Raw genomic sequence first — 23,251 nt, 5'->3', positions numbered from 1 at the left:
CCCACCCGCCAAACCCAGTGGCTTGGCACCGTTTGAGAGCTGCCATGTCCCGCCCTGTCTCTGCGCTAACCCTACCGCCGCCCTTCCCCCGCCATCTCGCCGTGATCATTCTGTTGTGCATGGGCTGTGCGTTCGCCGGTAATCATGTGGCGGCGCGGGTCGCTTTTGATGATGGCGCGGGCGTGTTGCTGGCGATTTTGCTGCGTTCTGGCGGGACCTTGCTGGTGCTCGCCATCCTGGTGCTGTGGCAGAGACAAAGCCTGCGGTTGCCGGCAGGTGCCTGGCGCTGGCAATTGCTCTTGGGTCTGCTGATCACCGCACAGAGCCTGTGCCTGTACTCTGCCGTCGCGCGGGTCCCGGTGGCGGTGGCGTTGCTGGTGGCCAACGTGTTTCCGATCCTGCTGGCGTTGCTGACCTGGGCCACGGGCGGCCCAAGACCCACCGCACGCACCGCTGCACTGATGGCTTTGATTCTGCTGGGCCTGGTGTTTGTGCTGGATGTTCCGGGGCGTCTGTCGAACGCAACCCAGGTCGGGGCGCATTGGTGGCTGGGCATAGCGCTCGCGTTTTGCGCCGCCAGCGTGTTCGCGTGCGCGCTGTGGATCACCGATCACAAGTTGTCTCAGGTACGGGGCTCGGCGCGCAGTCTCTTGACCATTTTCATCGTCTTCAGCAGCGTCAATCTGGCGGGATTGACTGGCGCCCTGCCAGGCGGACTGAACCTGCCCGCGACCGCAACCGGATGGCTGGCCCTCGCCACTTTGGTGGTGCTGTACGGCACCGGGTTTATCGTACTGTTCATTTCCGTGCCGCGGTTGGACATGCCACGCAATGCACCGGTGATGAACATCGAGCCACTGGCGACGTTGTTGATGGGCTGGATGGTGCTGGATCAAATGCTCAGTGCGGGGCAGATTCTGGGCGGAGTGATTGTGGTCACCGGCATCGTATTGCTGACGTATCGCAAAACAGCTATCAAGGCGCAGGCCAAAGCTGTGGCGTGAGAATTGCTTAACAGGATGTACAACAAAGCCCCGCTTGATTCGGGGCTTTGTCATTTCTGAGGGTTGCCTGCTACGCCGCATTCGAAGCCCAGTTCAACGAACGCTTGCAGCACGCCAGACAGCCGAAGGAATGCAGACCACGCCGTCGAACAATAACCGCGCCGTGCGCATCAGTCCGCAACCGGCAAGGTTCCCCTCCTTCAAGTGCAACGCCACTGTGAACTCACCCGTCGGGTGTTCGATCGACAGCCGTCTCGCATCGCCCTCCCCGGTAACCGCCATGGCCGCCGCCACACTGTCTTCGAGCAGGCAAGCTGCTGCCACGCTGACGGCGCCGAACACACCAATACTGGTGTGGCAGCGATGAGGAATGAAGCTGCGTGTGCTGATTGCGCCACCGGCCTGCGGCGGTGCAATCAGGCACATTTTCGGTACGTTGCGCAGGCGCACATCCCCCAGGTTCATGCGCGCCCCCGCTTGCAGGCGGATCGACTCCAGACGCTGCTTCAAGGGGGCATCGGCGTCGAGTTGCGCGGGGCGTTCATCACCGCTTCGGCCTACGTCTTGCGCGCGGATCAGCACCACCGGCATGCCGTTATCGATGCAGGTCACTTCAACGCCGTCGATGACGTCTCGCGCGTTGCCGGTCGGCAGTAAGGCGCCGCAACTGGAGCCGGCGACCTCTTCGAATTCGACGATCAACGCTGCCGCCTGGCCCGGAACCCCGTCGATTCTGGCGTCACCGTGATAGCGAACCTCGCCATCGGGCGTCGGCACATGGGCGATGGCGATCTGTCCGGTGTTTGCCATGTAGATTCGCACCGGCGTTACGTCCGTCGTGACTGCAACCAATCCGCGTTCAATGGCAAACGGGCCGACACCCGCGAGGATGTTCCCGCAGTTCTGTCCATAATCGACGCGCGCCTCCTCCACCAGCACTTGGGCAAACAGGTAGTCGACATCCGCGCCCTCACGGCTCGACGCTCCGATAATCGCCACCTTGCTGGTCAGCGAATCGCCGCCACCGATGCCGTCGATCTGCCGCGCATCCGGCGAGCCCATCACCGCCAGCAACACGCGGTCGCGCAGCGCTGGCTCTTGCGGTAGATCACTGGCAAGAAAATAGGCGCCTTTCGACGTGCCGCCGCGCATCAGCAGGCAGGGAATGCGAGTCTGCGCCATGCTCAGTCCCCCAATTCTTCAAGGCTGTCGACATACCGCAAACCCTTTTCAGCCAGACGTGCGCGCATGTTGTAGATGTCGAGCCCCAACTCGCCATTGGCCAGACGCACAGCCTTCTGCTCTTCCAGATCGGCCCGCGCACGACTGGCTTCGACGACATGCGGCACTTCGCTGCGACGCACCACGACCACACCGTCATCATCGGCGACGACCACATCGCCCGGATGCACCAGTTGACCGCCACACACCAGTGGCAGGTTGACCGAGCCAAGGGTTTCTTTGATCGTGCCTTGGGCACTGATCGCGCGGGACCAGACCGGGAAGCCCATTTCACGCAAGGTGTGGGTATCGCGAACCCCGGCGTCGATCACCAACGCACGCACACCGTGTGCCTTCAACGAGGTCGCCAGCAGGTCGCCGAAGTAGCCGTCGGTGCACGGTGAACTCGGTGCGACCACCAGAATGTCGCCGGGACGGCATTGCTCCACGGCCACATGAAACATCCAGTTGTCGCCCGGTGCGACCAGCACGGTCACCACTGAACCACTGATCGCCGTGCCCTGCTGAATCGGCCTGATCGAAGCAGCGAACAGCCCCTTGCGCCCCTGCGCTTCATGAATGGTCGCCACCCCAAAACTTCTCAGTTCATCGACCAGCGCCGCTTCGGCTCGCGGGATATGGCGCACGACGATGCCGGTCTTGCCGATATGTTCGCTCATGCCAGATTCTCCGTGACGCGCGGGAAGATGCTCTGGTAGCCCTCGCCATAAACAATGTTGCGGGTCGAGGTGATTCCGACATTTCGTTTGGCCTGCACACCGCGCTGCAGGGCGACACGGGTGTAGTACTCCCACAAGTGTTCCTGACCGGCCATGCACTGGATGGCCGCGTACTTCTTGTCCCAGACCTCGGTGATGTCGAGCAGCACATCGGGACGCCATTCGCACTGTTCGGGCTGATGCGGTTCGAAGCTGTACACCGGCGGCGCACCAATGATTTTTTCACCGGGTTTATAGCCTTCAGCCTGAGCGATGATGCGTGCCTCCTGCGTCAGGTTCATCGCCAGCGGATGGTCGTAGTTGTAGGGATCCTTGAGGGAATGACTGAGGACGAATTCCGGTTGCACCCGGCGAAACACATCGGCCAGGCGGAACAGGGTTTCCTTGTCGGCGCGCATCGGGTAATCGCCGATATCGAAGAACTCGACACTGGCGCCGAGAATATCGGCGGCAGCCTGAGCCTCTTCGCGGCGCGCGGTTTTGACTGTGTCTTCGCTCATCTCGCCTTTGCGCCACAGCTTGGCGGACTCACCGCGTTCGCCGAACGACAGGCAGACGATGTGGACGTTGTAACCTTGCTGCGCGTGCAAGGCGATGGCACCACCGGCACGCCAGACGAAATCGGCAGAGTGGGCGCTGACAACCAGCGCGTTTTTGGATGATGGGGTCATTGCGGATTCTCCTCCTGCGGTTGCCAAAAGCATCGCATCGCGGCCTGCCGGTGGAGTAATGCGTTCGAGTGTTTGAGGTATGCGTTTTTTTTATTGCCACTCGAACAGCGCAGTTGCATAGTCGCCTGATCCGCCAGCCTGCAGAGTCCTTGCCCCATGGAAACCCCTGAACTGCCCAGTCTGATGCACGTACGCGCCTTCGTCCGGGTGGCGGATCACGGCAGCGTTTCCAAGGCTTCGGTGGCGTTGTACCGGGCGCAATCGGTAGTCACCCGGTCCATCTCCGAACTTGAACAACACCTTGCGGTGACGCTGTTCGAACGTCATGCCAATGGTATGCGTTTGACCGATTTCGGCGTGCGCCTGTTGCCCCGCGCGCGACGGGTTCTGGCCGAGCTTGAGGCGGTGCCGAAGTTGCTCGGCCATGGCGACAAGGCAGCGGTCGAGCCGCTTTATCTGTTCCAGGCGCGACGCCTGCAAGTGTTCGTCAAACTCTGCGAAACCCAACACATGCAGACCGTGGCCAGCCTGCTGGGGTTGAGTCAGCCGGCCGTCAGTTCAACCCTGAAAGTGCTGGAAAACGGCTGCGGTCATTCACTGTTCGAGCGCACCCCGCGCGGCTTGCAACCGACGCGTGCGAGTCATGAGATTCTTTTTGCGATCCGCCGTGCGCTGAACGAATTACGCCATATCGAAACCGACATCACCGCCATTCGCGGCGCCCTGCACGGCGTGGTCCACGTCGGCGCCCTACCCCTTGGCCGCACGCGAATCCTGCCGGAAGCCATCGTGCAACTGGTCGAAGCACATCCGGGCATTCAAGTGATCACCAACGAGAGTCCGTTCGACCTGTTGGCGAGCGACTTGCGCGCCGGTGATGTCGATTTCATTTTTGGTGCGTTGCGCTCATCGGCCTACGCCAGTGACCTGGTGGGTGAAGCACTGCTGAGCGAAGAAATGGTGGTGCTCGCGCGACGTGATCATCCGCTCTGCGCCACAACTGACTTGCACGCGCATCTCGGCCAAGCGCGCTGGGTTTTGCCACGCGCGGGCTCGCCGGCGCGACAGATGCTCGAGGATTGCTTTGGCGGATTCGGGATGGCGGCGCCTCGACCGGTGGTGGAAAGCGCCGACATGGCGATCATTCGCGGGCTGCTGTTGCGCTCGGACATGCTCGCGGCCGTCTCGGCGCATCAATTGGAGCAGGAAATCGCTTCGGGCGAGCTGTGCATCCTGCCGCTGGAATTGAAACAGACCGCCCGGGCCATCGGCCTGACCTATCGCAACGGCTGCCTGCACTCACCGGTGGCTCAGGCACTGATGGACATGATCCGCCGGGTGATCCGGGCGCAAGCCGATGACGCGATTACAGCAGGCTCAATGGGTAGCTGATGATCAAGCGATTCTCGTCGAACTCGTTGCTGCTGTAATCGCGGCGAATGCTCGAGTTGCGCCAGCGCACGTTGAGATTCTTGAATGTGCCGCTTTGCAGCGTATAGCCCAACTCGGATTCTCGTCCCCACTCCTTGCCATCTGTGATCGCACCGCTGTGCACGTTGTCGCCGCTGATGTAGCGGTTCATCAGCGTCAACCCGGGCACGCCGAGGACGACGAAGTTATAGTCGTGACGCAGTTGCCAGGATTTCTCCCGGGCGTTGTCGTAGCTGTTGTTGTAACTGTCGTTGGCCAGTGTGCCGCCACTGGTGCCATTGACCCTCATCCACGCTTCGTCCCCGCTGAGTTTCTGCAGACCGAGGTAAAAGGTGTTGCCACCGTAGCGCGCCGACAGCAGCGCCGAAAAGGTACGGTTGTCCAGATCCCCGGCACGAGCACTGCCATCTTCACGCCCCCAGAAGTAGCCGAGGTTGGCGCCCAGCGTCCAGTCGCCAAGTGGCTGACTGTGCACCAATTGCAGATATTGCTGCTGGTAGATGTCCTTGAGCTGAGCATTCCACGCACCAATCATCGTGCGTTTGTCGTTGAATGCGTATTCGCCACCGACAAAATTGAAGCGATCAGAGGTGAACGCGGTTTTGCCCTGCATGAACATGTCTTCCATGCTCGAATCGTTGCGCGGGCTGTTCTGCCGGAACTGCCCGCCATACAGCGTCAGACCGTCGATGTCTTGCGACGTCAGCTGGCCGCCACGAAAGGTTTGAGGCAATGAGCGTCCGTCGTCGGAACGCAGGATCGGCAGCACCGGCATCCATTCGCCAACCTTGATTTCGGTTTTGCCGACTTTCATTTTTCCCGCAACGGCCAGGCGGCCGAACTCATTGGCTGGTCGTCCATCGCTGTCCAGTGGCAGCAACTGGGTGCCCCCAGTGCCTTGGCCGCCATCGAGTTTGAGCGAATACAGACCCAGCACATCCACTCCAAATCCCACCGTGCCTTGGGTAAAGCCGGATCGGGCGTCGAGAATGAAGTTTTGCGTCCACTCTTCGGCTTTGCCCTGTGCATAGGCGGGGTTGGTGAAATTGCGATTGATGTAGAAGTTACGCAGATTGAGATTGGCACTGGCGTCATCCATAAAGCCTGCGGCACTTGCCTCGACAGGCAGCGCACAAACAGCGGACAGCGTGAAGACTACGCGGGTATTGGCGGTGATTTTCATTGTTATTGTTATCCGTTTTTTTTGGCTGAAACAGTCCGCTGCGCCCGCAGGAAACAGGCGCAGTGAAGTCATTCAGGGGTGTTGCGAAAGCGGCCCGGAACGAGCCGCTGGTGAAGCTGAAGTGTTAGCGCGGCGTTTTACCGGCGACCGAATAAAGCACCTGCTGGTTACGGGTTTTCATGAACTCCTCCAGGCTTTGTCCACGCATCGCCGCGTAGATCTGCAGATTGGGCACGCCGAGCACGGCGGCGAGTTTTTCCAGCACAAAGAAAATTGCCCCGTAGTGGATCAAGCCGCGCCAGTCACGACGTTGCAGCAGATCCTGCTCTTCATCACTAAGTCCGGCCTCATCGAACAAGGCCTGCGGCTGATCAAGGAAACGCTGACGCCAGTCTGGCTCGATCATGCGGTGCAGGAACCTGTTCAACCGATAGCCTTTGGCGCTGCGTTCCAGCGTGAACGGATACGTGCCTTCAAGCTTTTCGATCCCGGCCAACTGGTGATGCATGTGCTGCAGGTGCCGCGCGGTCACGTCGGCGGGAACCGGGCGATCCTGGTTTTCCAGCAACAGCGTGGCAATGCCGGTCATCGACGGCAGGTAGTAATCCTGATGCAGGTTTTTCACCGTGGCCGACAGCGCGCCACGCATGATCAGCCAGGTGATCACCTCCGAGCCTTCCATGCCTCCCAACGTGGCGTATTCAGCGTGGGTCATCTCAGTGAGGCGTTGCGGATCATTGACCAGCAGATCAATGAACTGCTCGTCCCACTCCGGATTATTGAAACCGCAGCGCTCGCCGTGGACTTGATGGGACACGCCGCCAGTCGCGACGATAGCCACCTTCAGATCCTCGGGATAGCTTTCGATCGCCCGACGCAGTGCCTGGCCCAACTTGTAGCAACGCCGCGCACTCGGCACCGGGAATTGCAAAACGCCGACCTGCAGCGGCACGATTTCCACCGGCCAATCCGGCTCGCACGGCAACAGCGCCGACATCGGCGAGAAAAAGCCATGGTCGAGCGGTTTGTCACGGAAGAAACTCATGTCGAATTCATCCGCCACCAGGCTTTCGCCGATGTGTCGTGACAGCGCCGCGTGGCCGCCGATGCCCGGCAGTTCACGCGGATTGCCGCCCTCGTCTGCCACTTCGTAACGCTCATCGACCCCGAGAGAAAACGCACCGTAGTGATCAAAGAAAAACGACGTGACGTGGTCATTGAAGATGTAAAACAGCACATCCGGTTGCTGCTCCTTCAGCCACACTTTGATCGGCTCGAAGCCGCGAAAAATCGGTGCCCAGGCGGCCTCATGCTGTTTGTCGTGATCGACCGCGAAGCCTATGGTCGGGGTATGGGATACAGCGAGGCCACCAATGATGCGTGCCATAACGAGTTCCTTTGTCGAAAAAGATTAATGCGCCAGCAAGGCTCGATTGACTCGGCGCCGTGCATGACCGTTGGCCAGGATCGCCAGTGCGGCAATAAAGGCCGGCACACTCAACAGCGCGAACAGCAGCGGCAAGCCCAGCCCGAGACTGAGCACCGCACCACCGATGAGTGAACCAAAGATAGCCCCGAAGCGGCCGATACCCAGCATCCAGCTGACGCCGGTGGCACGACAGTCCGTCGGGTAGTAACCCGGTGCAAAAGCGTTCAGGCCGGTTTGCGCCCCGCTCATGCAGAAACCTGCTGCGACCACGCCGAATGCAAGCAGGCTGGATTCGAGACTGAACGCGCCCAGCAGCAGGATGAAAGCCCCGCCCAGCGCATAAGACGTAGCAATGACCGCATTCGGATTGCGTCGATCCATCGCCCAGCCAACCACAATGGCGCCGACGGTGCCGCCAATCTGGAACAGGCCGGTGATGGTCGCGGCGCGTTCAATGGACAGACCGCCTTCGCGCAACAATGTCGGCATCCAGCCCATGGTCAGGTAGATCACCAGCAAACCCATGAAGTACGTCGCCCACAGCGCGAGCGTGCCAAAGCGATATTGCTCGGTGAACAACAACCGCAGCGGGGCTTTCTGTTGCGCCTGCGGTTCGGCGATGACGAATGTCGTCGCCGCGCTGAACGTACCGCCCAGCTTGTTCAATACCTTGGCGATCTGGCTGGCGGGCGCATTGCGCGCAGCCAGAAAACGCGCCGACTCCGGCAACAGCAACCACATCAGCGGCAGCAGCAACATCGGCAGCATCCCGCCAGCGAGCAACACCGACTGCCAGCCGTGATGGGGAATCAGCCACGCCGCGAGAAACCCGCCTAATCCCGAACCCATGTTGAAACCGGTGAACATGATCGTGATGAACAACGATCGATTACGCTGCGGCAAATATTCGGCAAGCAACGTGGTGGTGTTGGGCAATGCCGCCCCCAATGCCACGCCGGTAAGCAAGCGCAGGGCTGCCAGTTCGTAAGGATTGCGAGCGAAAGCGCAGAGCAGGCTCAACACGCTGAAGCCAGTCACTGCCGTCAGCAGTACCTTTTTACGGCCGAGCCGATCGGCGTAAGGGCCGGCGGTCAGGGCGCCGATCGCCAGTCCAACCATACCGGCGCTCATCACCGGGCCGAACGCCGCTTTCGACAGGCCCCATTCCTGGATCAGCGAAGGTGCGATAAAGCCCATCACTGCCACGTCGAAGCCATCGAAAAGCACAATGAAAAAGCACAGCCCCATGATCAGCCACTGATAGCGGCCAACCGGCCGATTGTCGATCCACGCCTTGATGTCGACCGTTTCGTTACGCATGCTTGCACCTTCTTATTGTTGTGAAGTGCCCGACAGACCGAGGCATTGAGGCAGTCAGTAGACAGGCAACGACTGTCGAGCGTTGGCGTGACTCTAAGGCCGCACGTGCCTGCCCCGCCTCTGGGAAATCCTTAAGCAGGTATCGGTTTTTTTTATGAGGTGTTTTTTGAAGGGGGGATTGGCAGACAGCGGCGGGAGTAGACAGTGGGCTTGCGAGCCGCCCAACAAAAACGGCCCATGACAAAAAGCTTCATGGGCCGATAGAGAATCAGGCGTTCGGAACTCGACGAAACTGTCGATACGATCAGGCTGATAGTCGGAAAGAACACCAACCATGCCGTTTCAGGAAAGGTCTTTGCACCAGGCTGATTTCAACCCTCTTTCGCTGCGACATTCATTTCAAACTGCTCAATGACATCGACCCTCGTACGACGGCTCTTTTCGATAGAGCCTTCCTGCGTCCAAAGAAACGGAAAAAAGGAAAAACATTGATCGGCACTCAGTGCCTGCAAGTCATCCTGCCAGCTCGTCCAACGCAAACCGTCGTAGAAGTCGGCAATGCGCTCGCTCAAGGCCCAGCCAAGAAAGTCGCTGTAACCGATCTCCAATGGTTCCCACTGCAAAGTGTCGGGAGCCCAGTAATACATCGCGCCCACGTCATCACCCAGCCCGCCACCATTGATGGCAAAGAACCCGCCAACGGCATCATCGGCGACCAGCAAATACCCTTGCCCACGGCCATCGTTCCAGTCTGCGAGATTGCGCGATAATTGCCGATGCCCGGAACCCAGTACGCGCAACCATCCATGGTCGATCAATAAACCGCCCGTCTCGTAAGCAATGGCGCCCAACGTTGATCTCGTCGTGACCTGCAGCGCGAACAATACTCTTGCGTTATCGGCGGACGGCGGCAGCAATTGATGATTGCGGGTGGCTTCGGCCAACATGTCTTTCACGAGCGGTAAGGCGCTGTCGTGGTTGTCTATCAAGTCTTCCAGGCTTTTCATCTGCCAATCCATGGAAAAAAGGAAGCGATTGTAGCGCCGTGACCCTTTGCACTGAGTGGATACGTCACGATGAGGCGAGACGCAGTGCGGTGCTGCTTTGTTTTTTATTGATGTGTACCGCTACGCAACAGACAGCGGGGAATGTCGCATCGACCGAGTACAAACGATAAAGCCCAGCCAGTGGCTGGGCTTTATCATCACTGCTGGCGGACTTCGCGAATGGTTGCGCCGGGATATTTCTCGAGGATTTTGCGCTCAGCGTCTCTCTGATCGGTGCCGTTCTGCAGCACATTACTCATGCCGTTGCCGCTCTTGGTTTTCAGGCTGAAGACAAACGTTTTCACTGCCATTGTGCGATTCCTTCGCTATTGGAGGTAGAACTGTAGCATCGCTGATGTTCGCCAGCTTGCGGCCCAAGAGACTTCACGACTTCTCTATGCGCCCTTGCGCCAACTTGGTGTATGCAAAGTAACCACCGGCAATTTCGATTACCGCCAGCACCCCGAACATTGCGCCGAACATGAAAGAAGAAGCGATAAAGGCGATGGCAACAATGGCGATAAAAACCTTGATGATCTGATGCGTCTTTTCCTCGAAGGTAAACTTTCCACTCAGAAACAGACCGGCTGCCAGGCCGATCAAAACACCGACAATGAATCGCGCGAACATGACTCAACTCCCTTTGCTGATAAAGTCTGCAGCTTAACGTAAAACGCCTTTTCACCGCACCGGGCGGTTTCCGTCGTCAAGGCCTGGAATGACGCAATCGCCCACCTGTAGGAGCTGCGGCACGCTGCGATCTTTTGACGTTGATCTTTAAAGACCAGATCAAAAGATCGCAGCCTCGTTTCACTCGACAGCTCCTACAAAGAGATGAATCTTCGCGTCGTTCGGCAATGAGCTGAAGGCAATGGGGATGATTTTTCAACCCGCAAAATCAAGTTCGACGACAACACGCCGATACCCAACGCGACTAAGCCAGCAGGACGGTAACGCCATCCTGTCCACCTCTCAAGGAAGACCCGCATGAAAAGACTACTTATCGTCCTGGCCTCGGCAGGTTTACTCACTGCGTGTTCGGATGATGCCGGCAAACAGGAAATAAAAAATATCCTCGAGTGCTCAATGTCCGCCAAGTTGGTGGGAAAGCCGCAGATGATTGACGTGATCGCTGACCACGCCAATTGGGCATCGGCCAAGAGCGGTTACAAGCCATCAGTTGCCGAAACAAAGCAGATGCACGACGAAATCAAGGCCAAGTGGAATCTGAAATCAATGTCCAGACACGATCAGGACGTGGTGCTCGTTGGCATCTACAATTCCGCCCAATGTTCTGCGTTACATAAAGGTGACCCGATCACCGTGGACGATGTGCCACCGGACGCGTAACCCGCCAGAGCAGGCCTACATCAAACACGCCGGCACCGAAAGCGTGTCGGCCACCAGGGTAAAGGGCAAGTCGATAATAATCAGCGGCCCTACCAAGGGCATCATGTCTTCGAACTCGGCTTTCGTGCCGTTGAAGCAGGTAATGGGACTGAGGGCATTGGCAGCTATCCATGCGCAGCCACTCAATTGCGAGATGGCCACAATCAACAAGAACTTCCTTAGCACGTAACTTCCTTATTACTTCCAGTGTGTTGGCTGTAGACGCTACTGCAAGCGGCAAGTCACCTGACCGATCAGTTCTCGTCACGCACTTGCATAAGTGCAAACCCGAGCAAGTTCAGCCCCTTCCACCGATTAGGATCATTGGCCTGTTCATCGTCTTTGGTCAGGCCGATGCCCCAAATGCTGTCAACCGGGCTGGCCTCGACAATAATCCGTGAACCCGTGTCCTTGAGAAACGCATTCAGCTCAGGGTTCTGCGCAAACTTCGCCCGGCTTGCTCGTACGACAATTGCATAACGCTGCTCCAACCATGCTTGCTCGTTGAACCCACGCACCTTGCGGCCCAGTGCTTTGGCGGCATTAGGCGTCGGCGCCTGAAGTACTTGTGCGCGAATGTCCTCGTCACCAAACAGCGCGGCTTTCTCAGCCATCATGAAATGTTCGGCGGTCAGGTAGCGCTGCCCGTCGACAGTGAATTCGGCTTCGTACCATTGGCTGAAACACGAAGCGCTGACGCCTTTTTTACTGCGTTGGTGGCCCCAGAAAAAAACAAACTCCAGGGGGTCTCCCGCATTGAACCGGCTGCAAAGATCGTCCAGATATTTAGAGTCGTGCAATGATGCCTCCTCGGCGACTAGTGTTGATGTAAGAAGGATTCGCGAATGACGAAGAAACAGCCCGTCAGTAAAGAGGCCGCCACGGCGGCTGACATAGAGCGCTCCATCCAGGCCTTGAACAAAATGGCCGAACGTCTTTGGGGCGACGGTCGTGAGGCCGAAGCCAAAGCACTGCTCGACGCCCTTGATGCATTGAACCGGGCGCTCGACAGAATCCGCATTGGCGAAAGTCGCAGGGTTGTCACGCTGCATTAAGCCCGTGCGATGCGTTCAGAGATTGCAACTGTACTGATACTCGAACGGATAAAACAGCGTATCGACTACCAAGGAAAACGGCGCGTCGATTAGAACAAAGGGAATCACTGTGCCGTTGGAAATTTCAACTAGCCACCAATCAAAGCGAACGCCGATGTAGGGGCATCGATGGATGTAATCCATGCGCGTGGCGGTCGCGGCGCAACCGCTCAAAGTGATCAGGGCCAACAGAATGGCTGTTCGAAACACGTAATGTCCTTATTACTTCTGAACCGCAGAGTTGCATAGACGCTGGTGCCATCCGCGAGTCACCCGTGCAATCAACCCGCCGCACTCAAGGTTTGGAACTGCTTGTTCACCCGCTTATACAAAAGCCCCGCTGTTTTACCGCTGCGCCAACAGCCAAGTCCTGAAAGCCACGATCTTTTTCGTCTCTGCGGTTTCGCGGGGTGTTACCAGATAGAAGCCCAGATCGTCTTGCAAGCGCAGATCAAACGGCGCCACCAGACGACCTGCGCGCAGGTCATCATCCACATAGGTCGAACGCCCGATACACACGCCCTGCCCGTCAATCGCAGCCTGCACCGCCATCATCGCCAGGTCGAAAGTCAACCGGGGGCCTGCGGCGAATTGGGCGGGCTGACCAGCTGCACTGAGCCAGGTGCTCCAGTCATTGGCGGTCACGCCGCTGACTTGCAGCAGGGTGTGATGGGCCAGATCCGCCGGTACGTTCAAGGCTTTTGCGCCGCTGAGCAACGCGGGGCTGCACACCGGAAAAATCTCGTCAGACATCAGAAAATCGGCGCGCAAGCCCTTCCAGTCGCCCCGCCCATAACGAATCGCCGCATCAATGCCGCCCTTGCGAAAATCCACCAGGTCAGTGGAGGCGCTGACCCGCACATCGATATCGGCAAACGCCTGCTGGAACGACGGCAGTCGCGGCAGCAACCACTTCGATGCCACCGACACCAACGTATTGATGGTCAGCACGCTGTTGTTAGACGACGCCAACAATTGCTCCGTCGAATAGCGCAGTTCATGAAACGCCGCGCGAACGCCGGGCAAATAAGCCTGCCCGTGCTCACTGAGCGTCAGCCCCTCCTTGAGCCGCAGAAACAGTTGCACGCCCAACTCGTCTTCGAGTCGACGAATCTGATGACTGATCGCGGTTTGCGTGACGTTCAACTCTTCAGCGGCTTTGGTAAAACTCATATGGCGGGCGGCGCATTCAAAAGCTCGCAAACCATTCAAAGAAGGCAGTCCGGCGACCATGGAGAAATCCGCACTCATGAGATTTTGTCATACGCTAGCAGCATAAATGACCTTTGCGAATCCTGCGGCGGCAATAGATTCTGACGGCCTGCCCTCAACAAGGAAGCGCCATGAAACTGTATTTCGCCCCGATGACCTGCTCGTTGTCGCCGCACATTGTGCTGCGGGAACTGGGTCTGCCCTTCGAGTTGGTTCGCGTCAACAACCAGAGTAAACGCACCGCCGACGGTCGCGACTTCCGCGAGATCAACCCCAAGGGTTACGTCGCAGCCTTGCAGTTGGACAATGGCGAAGTATTGACGGAGGGCCCGGCGATTATGCAGTTCCTCGTCGATCAAGTCCCCGGCAACACGCTGGCTCCGGCAAACGGCACCTGGGAGCGCGCACGCTTGCAGGAACATCTGAATTTCATCAGCACGGAAATTCATGGCGCCAGCGCCCCGCTGTTCAATGCGCAGATTCCGCCCACGGTCAAAACGATTTTCCAGGACAAGCTGTTCAAGCGCCTGGACTACCTCAACCGCACGCTCGCTGATCAGGATTACCTGATGGGCACCTTCGGTGTGGCTGACGCCTATCTGTTTACCGTGCTGACGTGGCTGCCGGCGTTCAAAATCGACATCGAACACTGGCCTGCGCTTGCTGGCTACATGCAGCGCCTCGCCGCCCGGCCCAGCGTCCTTGCGGCCATGGCGGCAGAAGCGGCGACGCAGCCAGTCTGACCAATCGCTAGACCTTTTGTGCAGCCGTGGCGACTGCGTCACCCATTACGCGTAGAAACAGGATGCCGAATGGGCAAACGGGCCATGTCCACCGGGAATCTGTAAACTGGCGCGATTCTTAGTCGCTCACACAAGGGATCACCCATGGCCAACCAAGACATCACGTTCACTCCCGATCCGGACGCGGACTCCATTTCTTCGGACGTCACCACGTTCAACGGGATCATGATGTCCACACAGATTCCGACCCATGCCGATGGCAGCCTGGAACTGGGCGATATCACCCTGCAAAGCGAATGCACGCTGCAAGCGCTGAAGGTTGCCCTGGAGCGCGCCGGCAGTTCGATGGATCGCGTGATGCACCTGACCATCTACCTGACCGACATGGCCGACCGCGCTGCGTTCAACGAAGTGTACAAGCGCTTCTTCGCCAAACCTTGGCCGGTACGCGCCGCCGTTGGCGTAGCCTCCCTGGCCGTTGAAGGTATGCGCGTAGAAGTCACCGCCATGGCCGCCAAGGCCTGACCCACCACCCCAGCCCCTGTAGGAGCTGCCGAGTGAAACGAGGCTGCGATCTTTTGATCTTGATCTGAAAAGGTCAAAAGATCGCAGCGTGCCGCAGCTCCTACAAGGGCTCGGTGCCATCGGGCAGCACGGGCGTGCCGAGCACGCGATTCGGCGCTAGAATGCGCGCCTAACCGTGACAGCCTGACTAAAAAAACTATGTCCTTGCCCAAGCATCATCTGGAATTGCTCAGCCCTGCCCGCGATGTCGCCATCGCCCGTGAGGCGATCCTGCACGGCGCCGACGCCGTGTACATCGGCGGCCCGAGCTTCGGTGCGCGCCACAACGCCTGCAACGAAGTCGGCGAAATCGCCGAGCTGGTCGAATTCGCCCGCCGTTACCACGCGCGCATTTTCACCACCATCAACACCATCCTGCACGACAACGAACTGGAGCCGGCGCGCAAGCTGATCCATCAGTTGTACGACGCTGGTGTCGACGCGCTGATCGTTCAGGATCTGGGCGTGATGGAGCTGGACATTCCGCCGATCGAGCTGCACGCCTCGACCCAGACCGATATCCGCACCCTTGAGCGGGCGAAGTTCCTCGATCAGGCCGGCTTCTCGCAATTGGTATTGGCCCGAGAGCTGAACCTGCAAGAAATCCGCGCAATCGCCGACGAAACCGACGCTGCCATCGAATTCTTCATCCATGGCGCCTTGTGCGTGGCCTTCTCCGGCCAGTGCAACATCTCCCATGCGCAGACCGGCCGCAGCGCCAACCGTGGCGACTGCTCGCAAGCCTGCCGTTTGCCGTACACCCTCAAAGATGAAAAGGGTGGCGTGATCGCCTACGAAAAGCACCTGCTGTCGATGAAAGACAACAACCAGAGCGCCAACATCCGCGCGCTGGTCGAGGCCGGCGTGCGTTCGTTCAAGATCGAAGGTCGCTACAAGGACATGGGCTATGTGAAAAACATCACCGCCTACTACCGCCAGCGCCTCGACGACGTGCTCGAAGACCGCCCGGATCTGGCCCGCGCTTCCAGCGGCCGCACCGCGCACTTCTTCCTGCCTGACCCGGAAAAGACTTTCCACCGTGGCAGCACCGACTATTTTGTTACCGATCGCAAGATCGACATCGGCGCCTTCGACTCGCCGACCTTCACCGGCCTGCCGGTGGGCACCGTCGAGAAAGTCGGCAAACGCGACATGCAGGTCATCACCCACGAGCCACTGTCCAACGGCGACGGTTTGAACGTGCTGGTGAAACGCGAAGTGGTCGGTTTCCGCGCCAACATCGCTGAAGCCAAAGGCGAGTTCGAAGAAGACGGCGAGAAGCGCTACCGCTACCGCGTCGAGCCGAACGAAATGCCCGAAGGCCTGTTCAAGCTGCGTCCGAATCACCCGCTCAATCGCAACCTCGATCACAACTGGCAACAGGCGCTGCAAAAGACCTCGTCCGAGCGTCGCGTAGCCCTGAGCTGGGTCGCACGACTGCGTGAAGAACAGCTGGAAGTCACCGCCACCAGCGAAGAAGGCATCAGCGCCAGCGTCACCCTCAACGGCCCGTTCGGCGTCGCCAACAAGCCTGAGCAAGCGCTGGAACAGTTGCGCGATCTGCTCGGCCAACTCGGCACCACGCAGTATCACGCCACCGACATCAAGCTGGATGCGCCACAGGCGTTCTTCATCCCCAACTCGCAGCTCAAAGCCCTGCGCCGTGAAGTGATCGAGAACCTGACTGCAGCGCGTGTCGCCGCTCATCCGCGTGGCGGCCGTAAAGCCGAAACCAGCCCGCCGCCGGTGTACCCGGATTCGCACCTGACCTTCCTCGCCAACGTCTACAACCAGAAGGCGCGCGACTTCTATCACCGTCACGGCGTGAAGCTGATCGACGCTGCTTACGAAGCTCACGAGGAGGCGGGTGAAGTGCCGGTGATGATCACCAAGCACTGCCTGCGCTTCTCCTTCAACCTGTGCCCGAAACAGGCCAAAGGCGTGACCGGCGTGCGCACCAAAGTCGCGCCGATGCAGTTGATCCACGGCGATGAAGTACTGACGCTGAAGTTCGATTGCAAGCCGTGCGAAATGCACATCATCGGCAAGATGAAAGGCCACATCCTCAACCTGCCGCAACCGGGCAGCGTGGTCGGCCACATCAGCCCCGAAGACCTGATGAAAACCATTCCGCGCGCACCGCACTGAGTGGTTGGCGTGCGCGGTGCTTCGGCACCGCGTATGTCCACTTTTCCAAGCCTGGCCAAATCGCAGGCATAAAAAAACGCCAACTTCTTGCGAAGTTGGCGTTTTTTCGAATATGGCAGGGGCGGCTGGATTCGAACCAACGCATGGCAGGATCAAAACCTGCTGCCTTACCGCTTGGCGACGCCCCTACTGCTCTTTCCAGCTACTTCGTTAGGTTCGCTGTGAGAACGGGGCGCAATTTACCAAGGTTTATTCAGTTTGGGAAGCACGAAGTGAAATATTTTTTGTTTTAAAACAGCGACTTATTATTTTTCACTGATTCAGACGATCATCAGTGCGTTTCACCACCATGTTTCACCTTGGGTACGGGCGCCAAACGATTCATCAATCCACGCTTCGACACAACCTGCCGCAGGCGTTCGCCAAGGCTGTGATCAACACTCACCACCTGTAGAAACACCGCAAAAGGCTGACTGCTTGACTATTTGAAGGTGAGATTGAGGCTCGCGGGATGGTCAGAGGCGGTGTAAGAGTCTTGCAGATTTTTTGCCCGAACTGGCGTCATCGCGAGCAGGCTCACTCCTACAAGGGAACGCATTTCAAATGTAGGAGTGAGCCTGCTCGCGATGGCGCCAGTTCAGACACCCTTAAGCCCGCCGACTGCTAGAGGTGATGGCGTACGCGCAGGCAACGACCGGTGTTATTTGACCAGCCGTTTTTCCTTTGAAGGGCGATAACCAAAGAACGCGCTATAGCACTTGCTGAAATGGCTCGGCGAGACGAATCCGCAGGCCACCAGCACTTCCACTTGCGACAGCTCGGTGTGCTGCAACAAACGCCGCGCCTCGGTAATCCGCAGTTCGAGGTAATAACGCTGCGGCGTGGTGCCCAGTTGTTCCTTGAACAATCGCTCCAGTTGCCGACGCGAGCGCCCGGCGTACACCGCCAGTTGCTCCAGCTCCAACGGCTCCTCCAGATTGGCATCCATCAGCTTCACCACTTCCCGCAGCGGCGCACTGACGCAGATGTTTTCATCGGGCTTGATCCGTCGGTAACGCGATTCTTCAAACGCCAGAATGTCTTCGATGCCCTCGACCAACGCTTTGCCGTGCAAGCTTTTGATCCAGTCCAGCGCCATGTGAAACGCCCCGGACGGACTCGATGCGGTGAGGCGGTCACGATCAATCACGTAGGGTTCGCTGCTGACGTGGGTGCTCTTGGCGATTTCAGTCAGTGCCGGGCGATGTTCCGGGTGAATGGCGCAGCGATAGCCATCGAGCAATCCGGCGCGCCCGAGGAACCATGAACCGTTCCACAACCCGGCAAGGCTGGTACCGCGCTCTGCCGCCGCTTTGAGCAAATGAATGAACTCGTCACTCGCGCGCAACTCGGTGCGATAACCGCCGCACACCACCAGCAGATCCAGCTCCTCAAGTGCTGACAAATCAAGCCGCGCATCGGGCCGAATCACCAGCCCCAGGTCACTGACGACTTCGCCGTCGCCGAGCCCGAACGTGCGCGAGGCAAACAACCCCGGCCGCAGCAGATTGGTGGTGACTACAGTGTCCAGCGCCTGAGTGAAGGCCGGCAGCGAAAAGTGTTCAAGCAGCAGAAAACCGGTGCGGGTCAGGCGTGGGCTATCCGGGCTTTGCTCATTCAGATAGCGGAGGTTTTTCCCCTTCATGCCTCCGCTGAATTGGCGTCGTTCGATCAAGTTCGGGTCCATCGGTCATGTTGTTATGCGCCGATAGTTGGCTTGATCCGTTCAAGAGTCAATCACGCCTGTGGTTGATGGCTGGTGACGCAGTGAATCCCGCCGCCACCGGCGGCGATGGCATCGATGTTCAATTGGACGATGTCGCGGTCCGGGTACAGTTCGGACAACAGGTCGAACGCCTTTTTGTCCGCCGCTTTATCGCCAAATTCCGGGGCGATGATCGCGCCGTTGATCACGAAGTAGTTGATGTAACCGGCGGCGAAGTCCGGGTTGTTCTTGTTGAACTTGCTCTTGCGCGGATTCAGCGGCGGCGAAATCGTGTGGATCTGCAGCTTGCGCCCGTCGGCGTCAGTGGCGTTCCTGAGGATGTCCAGGTGCGCCAGCGTGACCTTGTGATCATAGGATTGAGGGTCGATGTCGAGGTTGGCGATCACCACGCCAGGCTTGATGAAGCGTGCGTAGAAGTCGACGTGGGCGTCGGTGATGTCCTTGCCCTTGATCCCCGGCAGCCAGATGATTTTGCGCAGGCCCAGGCGTTCTTTCAGTTCCGCTTCAACATCGGCCTTGCTCCAGTCGGGATTACGGTTGGCGTTAATCCAGCTGCTCTCGGTCATGATTGCGGTGCCGTGGCCGTCGACTTCGATGCCCCCGCCCTCGCCCACCAGATCAGTGCGGATGTATGTGGCTTGCGCGTCGTTGGCGACCAATCCGGCAATCTTCGCGTCCTTGCTGTGCTGCTGCTTGTTGCCCCAACCGTTGAAGTTGAAATCAACCGCGCCCAAACCGCCCTTGTCATCGATGACGAAATTGGCGCCGATGTCGCGCATCCAGATGTCGTCGAGTGCAGCGGTGACATAGGTGATATTGCTCGTCCCACAAAATTCTTCAGCAATGCTGCGCTCGTTCTTGCGGCAGAACACCGTGACCGGTTCATATCGGGCAATGGCGCGAGCAACACGGCCGAGGGCCTCCTGAACGTCTTCGGTGAAGTCTTCCCAGATCGCGTCCTGCGCACCGAAGGCGATATAAGCGCGTTCGTGTTTGTCGCCTTCGTCAGGCATGAACCAGCGACCCTGTGCGGCCGCCAGCACCTTGCCCGGCGACAGGCCTAGGCCCATAAAAGCAGCGCTCACACCGGCGGCAACCGTTACTTGTTTGATGAACTCACGACGAGTCGACATGCAGTGTATTCCTGTAAAAACGAGGGCCGGCAATGCGCCGGCCGTGGATCATTGGCCAGTGGCAGTCTTGAATTTAGTCCAGGTGCGCATGCGTGCGCGCATGTCGGCCTGAGGGATGTCTTTGCCCGGGATCAAACGAGCATAGGTCGCCTCGTCGAGGTAGATGTCCGGGTTGTCGCGCATGCTTACATCGACGTTCGCACGGGCCTTGACGTTGGAAGTCGGGTAACCGGTGAAGTTACTGATCGCGGCCATGTTCTGCGGACGCATGACGAAGTTGATGAATGCGTAGGCGTATTCCGGGTGTCTGGCGTCGACCGGAATGGCCATGGTGTCCATCCACACCGTGGTGCCTTCGCGAGGTACACGGTACTGAAACTTCGTGTGTTTCCCGGCGCTGTCCGAGGTGCGTTGGGCCTGGGTCATGTCGCCGCTGTAACCCAGCGACAGGCACAGGTTGCCATTGACCAGATCGGTCACCGGTTGCGACTGGAATTTGCGGATGTACGGACGCAACTTCATCAGCAACTCACTGGCCGCTGCCAGATCCTCGGCTTTGCCGCTGCGCGGATCGCGACCGAGGTAATTGAGCACCACCGCCAGTGCTTCGTCCGGCGAGTCGATCATTGAGATCCCGCAGTCGGCAAACTTCGCCGCCAGCTCGGGTTTGAACAACATGTCGAGGCTGTTCACCGGCGCATCAGCCATGCGCTTTTTGATCTGTTCTTCGTTGTAGGTCAGGCCGATGGTTCCCCAGGTGTAAGGCACCGTGGCTTTGCTGGAGTGCTCGTAGTGGCTGCGCAGTTTCTGCAAACCGGGTTCGATGTCGGCCAGTTCCGTCAGCTTCGATTGATCCAGCGGCATCAGGCTGCCGGCGCGCATCAAGCGCTCGGCAACGGTGTCACCGGGGAAGATCAGGTCGTACCCGCTGCCGCCGGAAAGTATCTTCGCTTCCAGCGTTTCGCTGCCGTCCATGACGTCGTAAATCACCTTGATCCCGGTTTCGGCGGTAAAGCGGCTCAGCGTGTCTTCGGCAAAATAATCGGCCCAGTTGTACAGCCGCAGGGTTTTGTCTTCGGCGCGCAGCGACGGCATCACGCAGATCAACGCCAGGCCCAGCGCGCCGAGCAAACACTTGTGATTGGTAGCCATGTCAAACCCCTTGAGTGTTCCAGCGTGCATGAAGGTGGCGACCGTCCTGACTCAGCAGCGGCCCATACATTTCCGGACGACGGTCGCGGTAGATGCCCCAGCTCAAACGCTCTTCGCGCATGGCCGTCAGATCGACGCCTTGCAGTAAAAAGCCAGTGCTGTCGCGGTCGGCAGCGGCGAGTAACTGGCCCTTGTGATCGCTGATGAACGACGAGCCGTAGAAGCTCATTTGCAGGCTCGAATCAGTGGTCGCCGTTTCGCGACCAACGCGGTTCGACGCCACCACCGGCAGTAGATTGGCAGCGGCGTGGCCGCGCATGGTCATCTGCCAATGGTCGCGGGAATCCAGCGCCGCGCAGCCCGGTTCCGAACCAATGGCGGTCGGATACAGCAGCACTTCAGCGCCCATCAAGGCCAGGCAACGCGCGGTTTCCGGGAACCACTGATCCCAGCAGATGCCGACACCGAGACGGCCGAACGCGGTGTCCCAGACTTTGAAACCGGTGTCACCGGGGCTGAAATATTCCTTCTCCTGATAACCGATGGCGTTGGGAATGTGCGTCTTGCGATACACCCCCAACAAACGCCCGTCGGCATCGGCCACGCTCAGCGAATTGAAGTAGGCGTTGCCGGCCTTCTCGAACCAGCTCAGCGGCAATACCACGCCCAACTCGCGAGCCAGTGCGGCGAAACGCGCGAGCACGCGACTGTCGCGATACTCCTCGGCCAACGCCATGTGTTTATGGCTTTGTTCGATGCAGAAGTACGGCGTGGCGAACAGTTCCTGCAAGAGGATCACTTGCGCGCCCTACTTCGCCGCATCACGGACGAGTTGCTCGGCACGATCAAGGTTGCCCGGTAAATCCCAGGTGCACGGCATCTGGGTGGTAGCAATGGTCAGCGTTGTCATGGTTTCAACCCTTCACCGGCCAGGCCGGCTGCTGTTGGGTGATGCAATGCACTCCGCCGCCGCCATGGGCCAGATGATTGATTTGCACCGGCACCACTTCGCGGCCGGGGAAGACTTTTTCCAGCACATTCGCCGCGACGTTGTCCGCCTCGATACCGTAAGCCGGCATGATGATCGCGCCGTTGGCGATGTAGAAATTGGTGTACGAGGCGCAAAACACTTCGGCTTCGCTGTCGACCGCGTCGGTGGCTTCGAACAGTTCGATTAGCGCGAATTTGCGTCCTTGCGCATCGGTGGCCAGCTCCAGCGCACGACGATTTTCCCGCGCCACTTCGGCGTAAACCGACGACTGATCGTGCGTTGCATCCACCAGCAACACGCCGGGACGGGCAAACGCGCAGACGCCATCGACATGGCCATCGGTCATGTCGCCGGTGACGTAATCCGGATCGCCCGGCAGCCAGATGGTTTTCTTCACGCCGAGCAGGCGGCTGAAAATCTCTTCCATCTCGGCTTTGCTCATGCCCGGATTACGGTTGGGATTGAGCAGCACGGATTCCGTGGTGATCAACGTGCCTTGGCCATCGACATGAATCGCCCCGCCCTCGTTGCTTAGCGGCGTACCGAAGCATTCCAGGCCGAGGTGATTGAGCGCGCGGCGCGCCAGGCTTTCGTCCAGATCGTGCGCCGACTTGCCACCCCAGGCGTTGAAGCGCCAACTCACGCCGGCCAGTCCCTGCTGCGGATGGCAGACAAACGTCGGGCCGGAGTCACGGCACCAACTGTCATTTACTGCCAACGGGATCAGCTCGATGTTCGGCCCGCACAACGCTTTGGCGCTGGCAATGGCCGATGGATCGACCACCAGTTTCACTGGTTCGAAACGGGCGATGGCATTGGCGACACGAGCGAAATCGTCCTGCACTTGCGCCAATGTCACGCACCAACCGGATTCCCACAACGTCTTGTTGTGCGGCCAGACCATCCACGTCGCCGCATGGGTCACCCACTCTGCCGGCATCATCCAGGCGCTGTTTTTATTGTCATTGTGCTGCATGATAAGCCTCGCTAGTTAAGCCACTGTGTTCAATGCGCT

General features: G+C 58.9%; 24 protein-coding genes, 1 tRNA gene and 1 pseudogene. 7 read left to right on the top strand and 19 right to left on the bottom strand.

Translation table 11 applies throughout. The annotated features are described in order from the left end of the window. Positions 1–44: 44 nt before the first annotated feature. A complete protein-coding gene (locus ACZZ0B_RS09960) occupies positions 45–1,004 on the top strand; it encodes an EamA family transporter (RefSeq protein ID WP_463545044.1) in 960 nt (319 codons plus the stop codon). Between the two features lie 93 nt (positions 1,005–1,097). Here the strand turns inward: ACZZ0B_RS09960 and ACZZ0B_RS09955 are convergent, their stop codons facing one another. From ACZZ0B_RS09955 to galB, 3 genes are read right to left on the bottom strand one after another with little or no spacing between them, the layout of a single operon-like run. After that, positions 1,098–2,186 carry a 4-oxalomesaconate tautomerase gene (locus ACZZ0B_RS09955; RefSeq protein WP_463545043.1) on the bottom strand — a complete coding sequence of 363 codons (1,089 nt, stop codon included), beginning with the start codon at positions 2,184–2,186 and terminating at the stop codon, positions 1,098–1,100. A 2-nt stretch (positions 2,187–2,188) separates the two neighbouring features. Further along, a complete protein-coding gene (locus ACZZ0B_RS09950) occupies positions 2,189–2,905 on the bottom strand; it encodes a 4-carboxy-4-hydroxy-2-oxoadipate aldolase/oxaloacetate decarboxylase (RefSeq protein ID WP_008080734.1) in 717 nt (238 codons plus the stop codon). Then, positions 2,902–3,636 (bottom strand): 4-oxalmesaconate hydratase, encoded by a 735-nt coding sequence (gene galB / locus ACZZ0B_RS09945; RefSeq protein ID WP_008080733.1) that lies wholly within the window; start codon positions 3,634–3,636, stop codon positions 2,902–2,904. Before galB ends, ACZZ0B_RS09950 begins: the two co-directional genes overlap by 4 nt. Positions 3,637–3,792: 156 nt before the next feature. Between galB and ACZZ0B_RS09940 the strand changes: the two genes are divergently transcribed. Continuing rightward, positions 3,793–5,028 (top strand): LysR family transcriptional regulator, encoded by a 1,236-nt coding sequence (locus tag ACZZ0B_RS09940; protein WP_463545042.1) that lies wholly within the window; start codon positions 3,793–3,795, stop codon positions 5,026–5,028. Here the strand turns inward: ACZZ0B_RS09940 and ACZZ0B_RS09935 are convergent. The 6 genes from ACZZ0B_RS09935 to ACZZ0B_RS09910 all read right to left on the bottom strand — a co-directional run bounded on the left by ACZZ0B_RS09935 (position 5,003) and on the right by ACZZ0B_RS09910 (position 10,675). After that, positions 5,003–6,250 carry an OprD family porin gene (locus tag ACZZ0B_RS09935; protein WP_463545041.1) on the bottom strand — a complete coding sequence of 416 codons (1,248 nt, stop codon included), beginning with the start codon at positions 6,248–6,250 and terminating at the stop codon, positions 5,003–5,005. The genes ACZZ0B_RS09940 and ACZZ0B_RS09935 overlap by 26 nt on opposite strands. A 124-nt stretch (positions 6,251–6,374) precedes the next feature. Further along, entirely contained in the window at positions 6,375–7,637 is a 1,263-nt protein-coding gene (locus ACZZ0B_RS09930; RefSeq protein ID WP_463545040.1) for a gallate dioxygenase, read from the bottom strand. A gap of 24 nt (positions 7,638–7,661) precedes the next feature. Beyond that, complete coding sequence (locus tag ACZZ0B_RS09925; RefSeq protein ID WP_008080727.1) at positions 7,662–8,999, bottom strand: MFS transporter; 1,338 nt, start codon at positions 8,997–8,999, stop codon at positions 7,662–7,664. A 371-nt stretch (positions 9,000–9,370) separates the two neighbouring features. Continuing rightward, the gene (locus ACZZ0B_RS09920; RefSeq protein WP_463545039.1) at positions 9,371–10,006 is read right to left on the bottom strand and encodes a DUF2625 domain-containing protein; all 636 of its coding nucleotides are present in this window, start codon (positions 10,004–10,006) and stop codon (positions 9,371–9,373) included. Between the two features lie 197 nt (positions 10,007–10,203). Continuing rightward, positions 10,204–10,356, bottom strand: a complete 153-nt coding sequence (locus ACZZ0B_RS09915) for a hypothetical protein (protein ID WP_158829799.1) — start codon at positions 10,354–10,356, stop codon at positions 10,204–10,206. Between the two features lie 73 nt (positions 10,357–10,429). Beyond that, positions 10,430–10,675, bottom strand: coding sequence for a hypothetical protein (locus tag ACZZ0B_RS09910; RefSeq protein ID WP_463545038.1), 246 nt, complete (start codon positions 10,673–10,675; stop codon positions 10,430–10,432). A 357-nt stretch (positions 10,676–11,032) separates the two neighbouring features. Between ACZZ0B_RS09910 and ACZZ0B_RS09905 the strand changes: the two genes are divergently transcribed. Next, entirely contained in the window at positions 11,033–11,395 is a 363-nt protein-coding gene (locus tag ACZZ0B_RS09905; RefSeq protein WP_158829795.1) for a hypothetical protein, read from the top strand. Between the two features lie 15 nt (positions 11,396–11,410). Here ACZZ0B_RS09905 and ACZZ0B_RS09900 read toward each other — a convergent pair whose 3' ends face one another. Beyond that, positions 11,411–11,596: a YceK/YidQ family lipoprotein gene (locus ACZZ0B_RS09900; RefSeq protein ID WP_238552702.1), complete on the bottom strand. Its 186-nt coding sequence runs from the start codon at positions 11,594–11,596 to the stop codon at positions 11,411–11,413. 92 nt (positions 11,597–11,688) lie between these two features. Next, positions 11,689–12,234, bottom strand: a complete 546-nt coding sequence (locus tag ACZZ0B_RS09895; protein ID WP_463545037.1) for an NADAR family protein — start codon at positions 12,232–12,234, stop codon at positions 11,689–11,691. Between the two features lie 45 nt (positions 12,235–12,279). On the opposite strand from ACZZ0B_RS09895, the gene ACZZ0B_RS09890 reads away from it, so the two are divergent. Beyond that, positions 12,280–12,489: a hypothetical protein gene (locus tag ACZZ0B_RS09890; protein WP_158829791.1), complete on the top strand. Its 210-nt coding sequence runs from the start codon at positions 12,280–12,282 to the stop codon at positions 12,487–12,489. Between the two features lie 15 nt (positions 12,490–12,504). Here the strand turns inward: ACZZ0B_RS09890 and ACZZ0B_RS09885 are convergent, their stop codons facing one another. Next, positions 12,505–12,738, bottom strand: a complete 234-nt coding sequence (locus ACZZ0B_RS09885; RefSeq protein WP_158829789.1) for a YceK/YidQ family lipoprotein — start codon at positions 12,736–12,738, stop codon at positions 12,505–12,507. 135 nt (positions 12,739–12,873) lie between these two features. Beyond that, positions 12,874–13,761 carry a transcriptional regulator GcvA gene (locus tag ACZZ0B_RS09880; protein ID WP_463545036.1) on the bottom strand — a complete coding sequence of 296 codons (888 nt, stop codon included), beginning with the start codon at positions 13,759–13,761 and terminating at the stop codon, positions 12,874–12,876. Positions 13,762–13,871: 110 nt separating this feature from the next. Here ACZZ0B_RS09880 and gstA point away from each other — a divergent pair, with 110 nt between their 5' ends. From gstA to ACZZ0B_RS09865, 3 genes are all read left to right on the top strand, one after another. Then, positions 13,872–14,483: a glutathione transferase GstA gene (gstA, locus tag ACZZ0B_RS09875; RefSeq protein WP_463545035.1), complete on the top strand. Its 612-nt coding sequence runs from the start codon at positions 13,872–13,874 to the stop codon at positions 14,481–14,483. Positions 14,484–14,627: 144 nt separating this feature from the next. Further along, positions 14,628–15,008 carry a RidA family protein gene (locus ACZZ0B_RS09870; RefSeq protein ID WP_158829783.1) on the top strand — a complete coding sequence of 127 codons (381 nt, stop codon included), beginning with the start codon at positions 14,628–14,630 and terminating at the stop codon, positions 15,006–15,008. A gap of 198 nt (positions 15,009–15,206) precedes the next feature. Next, the gene (locus ACZZ0B_RS09865) at positions 15,207–17,195 is read left to right on the top strand and encodes a peptidase U32 family protein (RefSeq protein ID WP_463545034.1); all 1,989 of its coding nucleotides are present in this window, start codon (positions 15,207–15,209) and stop codon (positions 17,193–17,195) included. Between the two features lie 113 nt (positions 17,196–17,308). Here ACZZ0B_RS09865 and ACZZ0B_RS09860 read toward each other — a convergent pair. The 6 genes and pseudogenes from ACZZ0B_RS09860 to ACZZ0B_RS09835 all read right to left on the bottom strand — a co-directional run bounded on the left by ACZZ0B_RS09860 (position 17,309) and on the right by ACZZ0B_RS09835 (position 23,212). Further along, positions 17,309–17,383: transfer RNA gene (locus tag ACZZ0B_RS09860), tRNA-Gln, on the bottom strand. Between the two features lie 512 nt (positions 17,384–17,895). Beyond that, complete coding sequence (locus ACZZ0B_RS09855) at positions 17,896–18,921, bottom strand: GlxA family transcriptional regulator (RefSeq protein WP_158829779.1); 1,026 nt, start codon at positions 18,919–18,921, stop codon at positions 17,896–17,898. 50 nt (positions 18,922–18,971) lie between these two features. Continuing rightward, positions 18,972–20,093, bottom strand: a complete 1,122-nt coding sequence (locus ACZZ0B_RS09850; RefSeq protein WP_463545033.1) for an agmatine deiminase family protein — start codon at positions 20,091–20,093, stop codon at positions 18,972–18,974. 48 nt (positions 20,094–20,141) lie between these two features. Continuing rightward, positions 20,142–21,245 carry an extracellular solute-binding protein gene (locus ACZZ0B_RS09845; protein ID WP_463545032.1) on the bottom strand — a complete coding sequence of 368 codons (1,104 nt, stop codon included), beginning with the start codon at positions 21,243–21,245 and terminating at the stop codon, positions 20,142–20,144. Position 21,246: 1 nt separating this feature from the next. Then, a pseudogene (gene aguB, locus ACZZ0B_RS09840) lies at positions 21,247–22,155 on the bottom strand (N-carbamoylputrescine amidase). Between the two features lie 4 nt (positions 22,156–22,159). Then, complete coding sequence (locus tag ACZZ0B_RS09835) at positions 22,160–23,212, bottom strand: agmatine deiminase family protein (RefSeq protein WP_463545031.1); 1,053 nt, start codon at positions 23,210–23,212, stop codon at positions 22,160–22,162. Between the last annotated feature and the right edge of the window lie 39 nt (positions 23,213–23,251).

It is taken from the genome of Pseudomonas sp. AC247 (genome assembly GCF_979258015.1).
Note: the sequence above shows the minus strand (reverse complement) of the source record. Positions and strands in the feature narration are given on the sequence as shown.

Coding starts and splice junctions, on each gene's coding strand:
- ACZZ0B_RS09955 (WP_463545043.1), bottom strand. CDS start 2,186: ATGGCGCAGACTCGCATTCCCTGCCTGCTGATGCGCGGCGGCACGTCG.
- ACZZ0B_RS09935 (WP_463545041.1), bottom strand. CDS start 6,250: ATGAAAATCACCGCCAATACCCGCGTAGTCTTCACGCTGTCCGCTGTT.
- ACZZ0B_RS09870 (WP_158829783.1), top strand. CDS start 14,628: ATGGCCAACCAAGACATCACGTTCACTCCCGATCCGGACGCGGACTCC.
- ACZZ0B_RS09880 (WP_463545036.1), bottom strand. CDS start 13,761: ATGGTCGCCGGACTGCCTTCTTTGAATGGTTTGCGAGCTTTTGAATGC.
- ACZZ0B_RS09940 (WP_463545042.1), top strand. CDS start 3,793: ATGGAAACCCCTGAACTGCCCAGTCTGATGCACGTACGCGCCTTCGTC.
- galB (WP_008080733.1), bottom strand. CDS start 3,636: ATGACCCCATCATCCAAAAACGCGCTGGTTGTCAGCGCCCACTCTGCC.
- ACZZ0B_RS09850 (WP_463545033.1), bottom strand. CDS start 20,093: ATGTCGACTCGTCGTGAGTTCATCAAACAAGTAACGGTTGCCGCCGGT.
- ACZZ0B_RS09890 (WP_158829791.1), top strand. CDS start 12,280: ATGACGAAGAAACAGCCCGTCAGTAAAGAGGCCGCCACGGCGGCTGAC.
- ACZZ0B_RS09835 (WP_463545031.1), bottom strand. CDS start 23,212: ATGCAGCACAATGACAATAAAAACAGCGCCTGGATGATGCCGGCAGAG.
- ACZZ0B_RS09960 (WP_463545044.1), top strand. CDS start 45: ATGTCCCGCCCTGTCTCTGCGCTAACCCTACCGCCGCCCTTCCCCCGC.
- ACZZ0B_RS09845 (WP_463545032.1), bottom strand. CDS start 21,245: ATGGCTACCAATCACAAGTGTTTGCTCGGCGCGCTGGGCCTGGCGTTG.
- gstA (WP_463545035.1), top strand. CDS start 13,872: ATGAAACTGTATTTCGCCCCGATGACCTGCTCGTTGTCGCCGCACATT.
- ACZZ0B_RS09925 (WP_008080727.1), bottom strand. CDS start 8,999: ATGCGTAACGAAACGGTCGACATCAAGGCGTGGATCGACAATCGGCCG.
- ACZZ0B_RS09910 (WP_463545038.1), bottom strand. CDS start 10,675: ATGTTCGCGCGATTCATTGTCGGTGTTTTGATCGGCCTGGCAGCCGGT.
- ACZZ0B_RS09920 (WP_463545039.1), bottom strand. CDS start 10,006: ATGAAAAGCCTGGAAGACTTGATAGACAACCACGACAGCGCCTTACCG.
- ACZZ0B_RS09905 (WP_158829795.1), top strand. CDS start 11,033: ATGAAAAGACTACTTATCGTCCTGGCCTCGGCAGGTTTACTCACTGCG.
- ACZZ0B_RS09950 (WP_008080734.1), bottom strand. CDS start 2,905: ATGAGCGAACATATCGGCAAGACCGGCATCGTCGTGCGCCATATCCCG.
- ACZZ0B_RS09915 (WP_158829799.1), bottom strand. CDS start 10,356: ATGGCAGTGAAAACGTTTGTCTTCAGCCTGAAAACCAAGAGCGGCAAC.
- ACZZ0B_RS09855 (WP_158829779.1), bottom strand. CDS start 18,921: ATGGACCCGAACTTGATCGAACGACGCCAATTCAGCGGAGGCATGAAG.
- ACZZ0B_RS09865 (WP_463545034.1), top strand. CDS start 15,207: ATGTCCTTGCCCAAGCATCATCTGGAATTGCTCAGCCCTGCCCGCGAT.
- ACZZ0B_RS09930 (WP_463545040.1), bottom strand. CDS start 7,637: ATGGCACGCATCATTGGTGGCCTCGCTGTATCCCATACCCCGACCATA.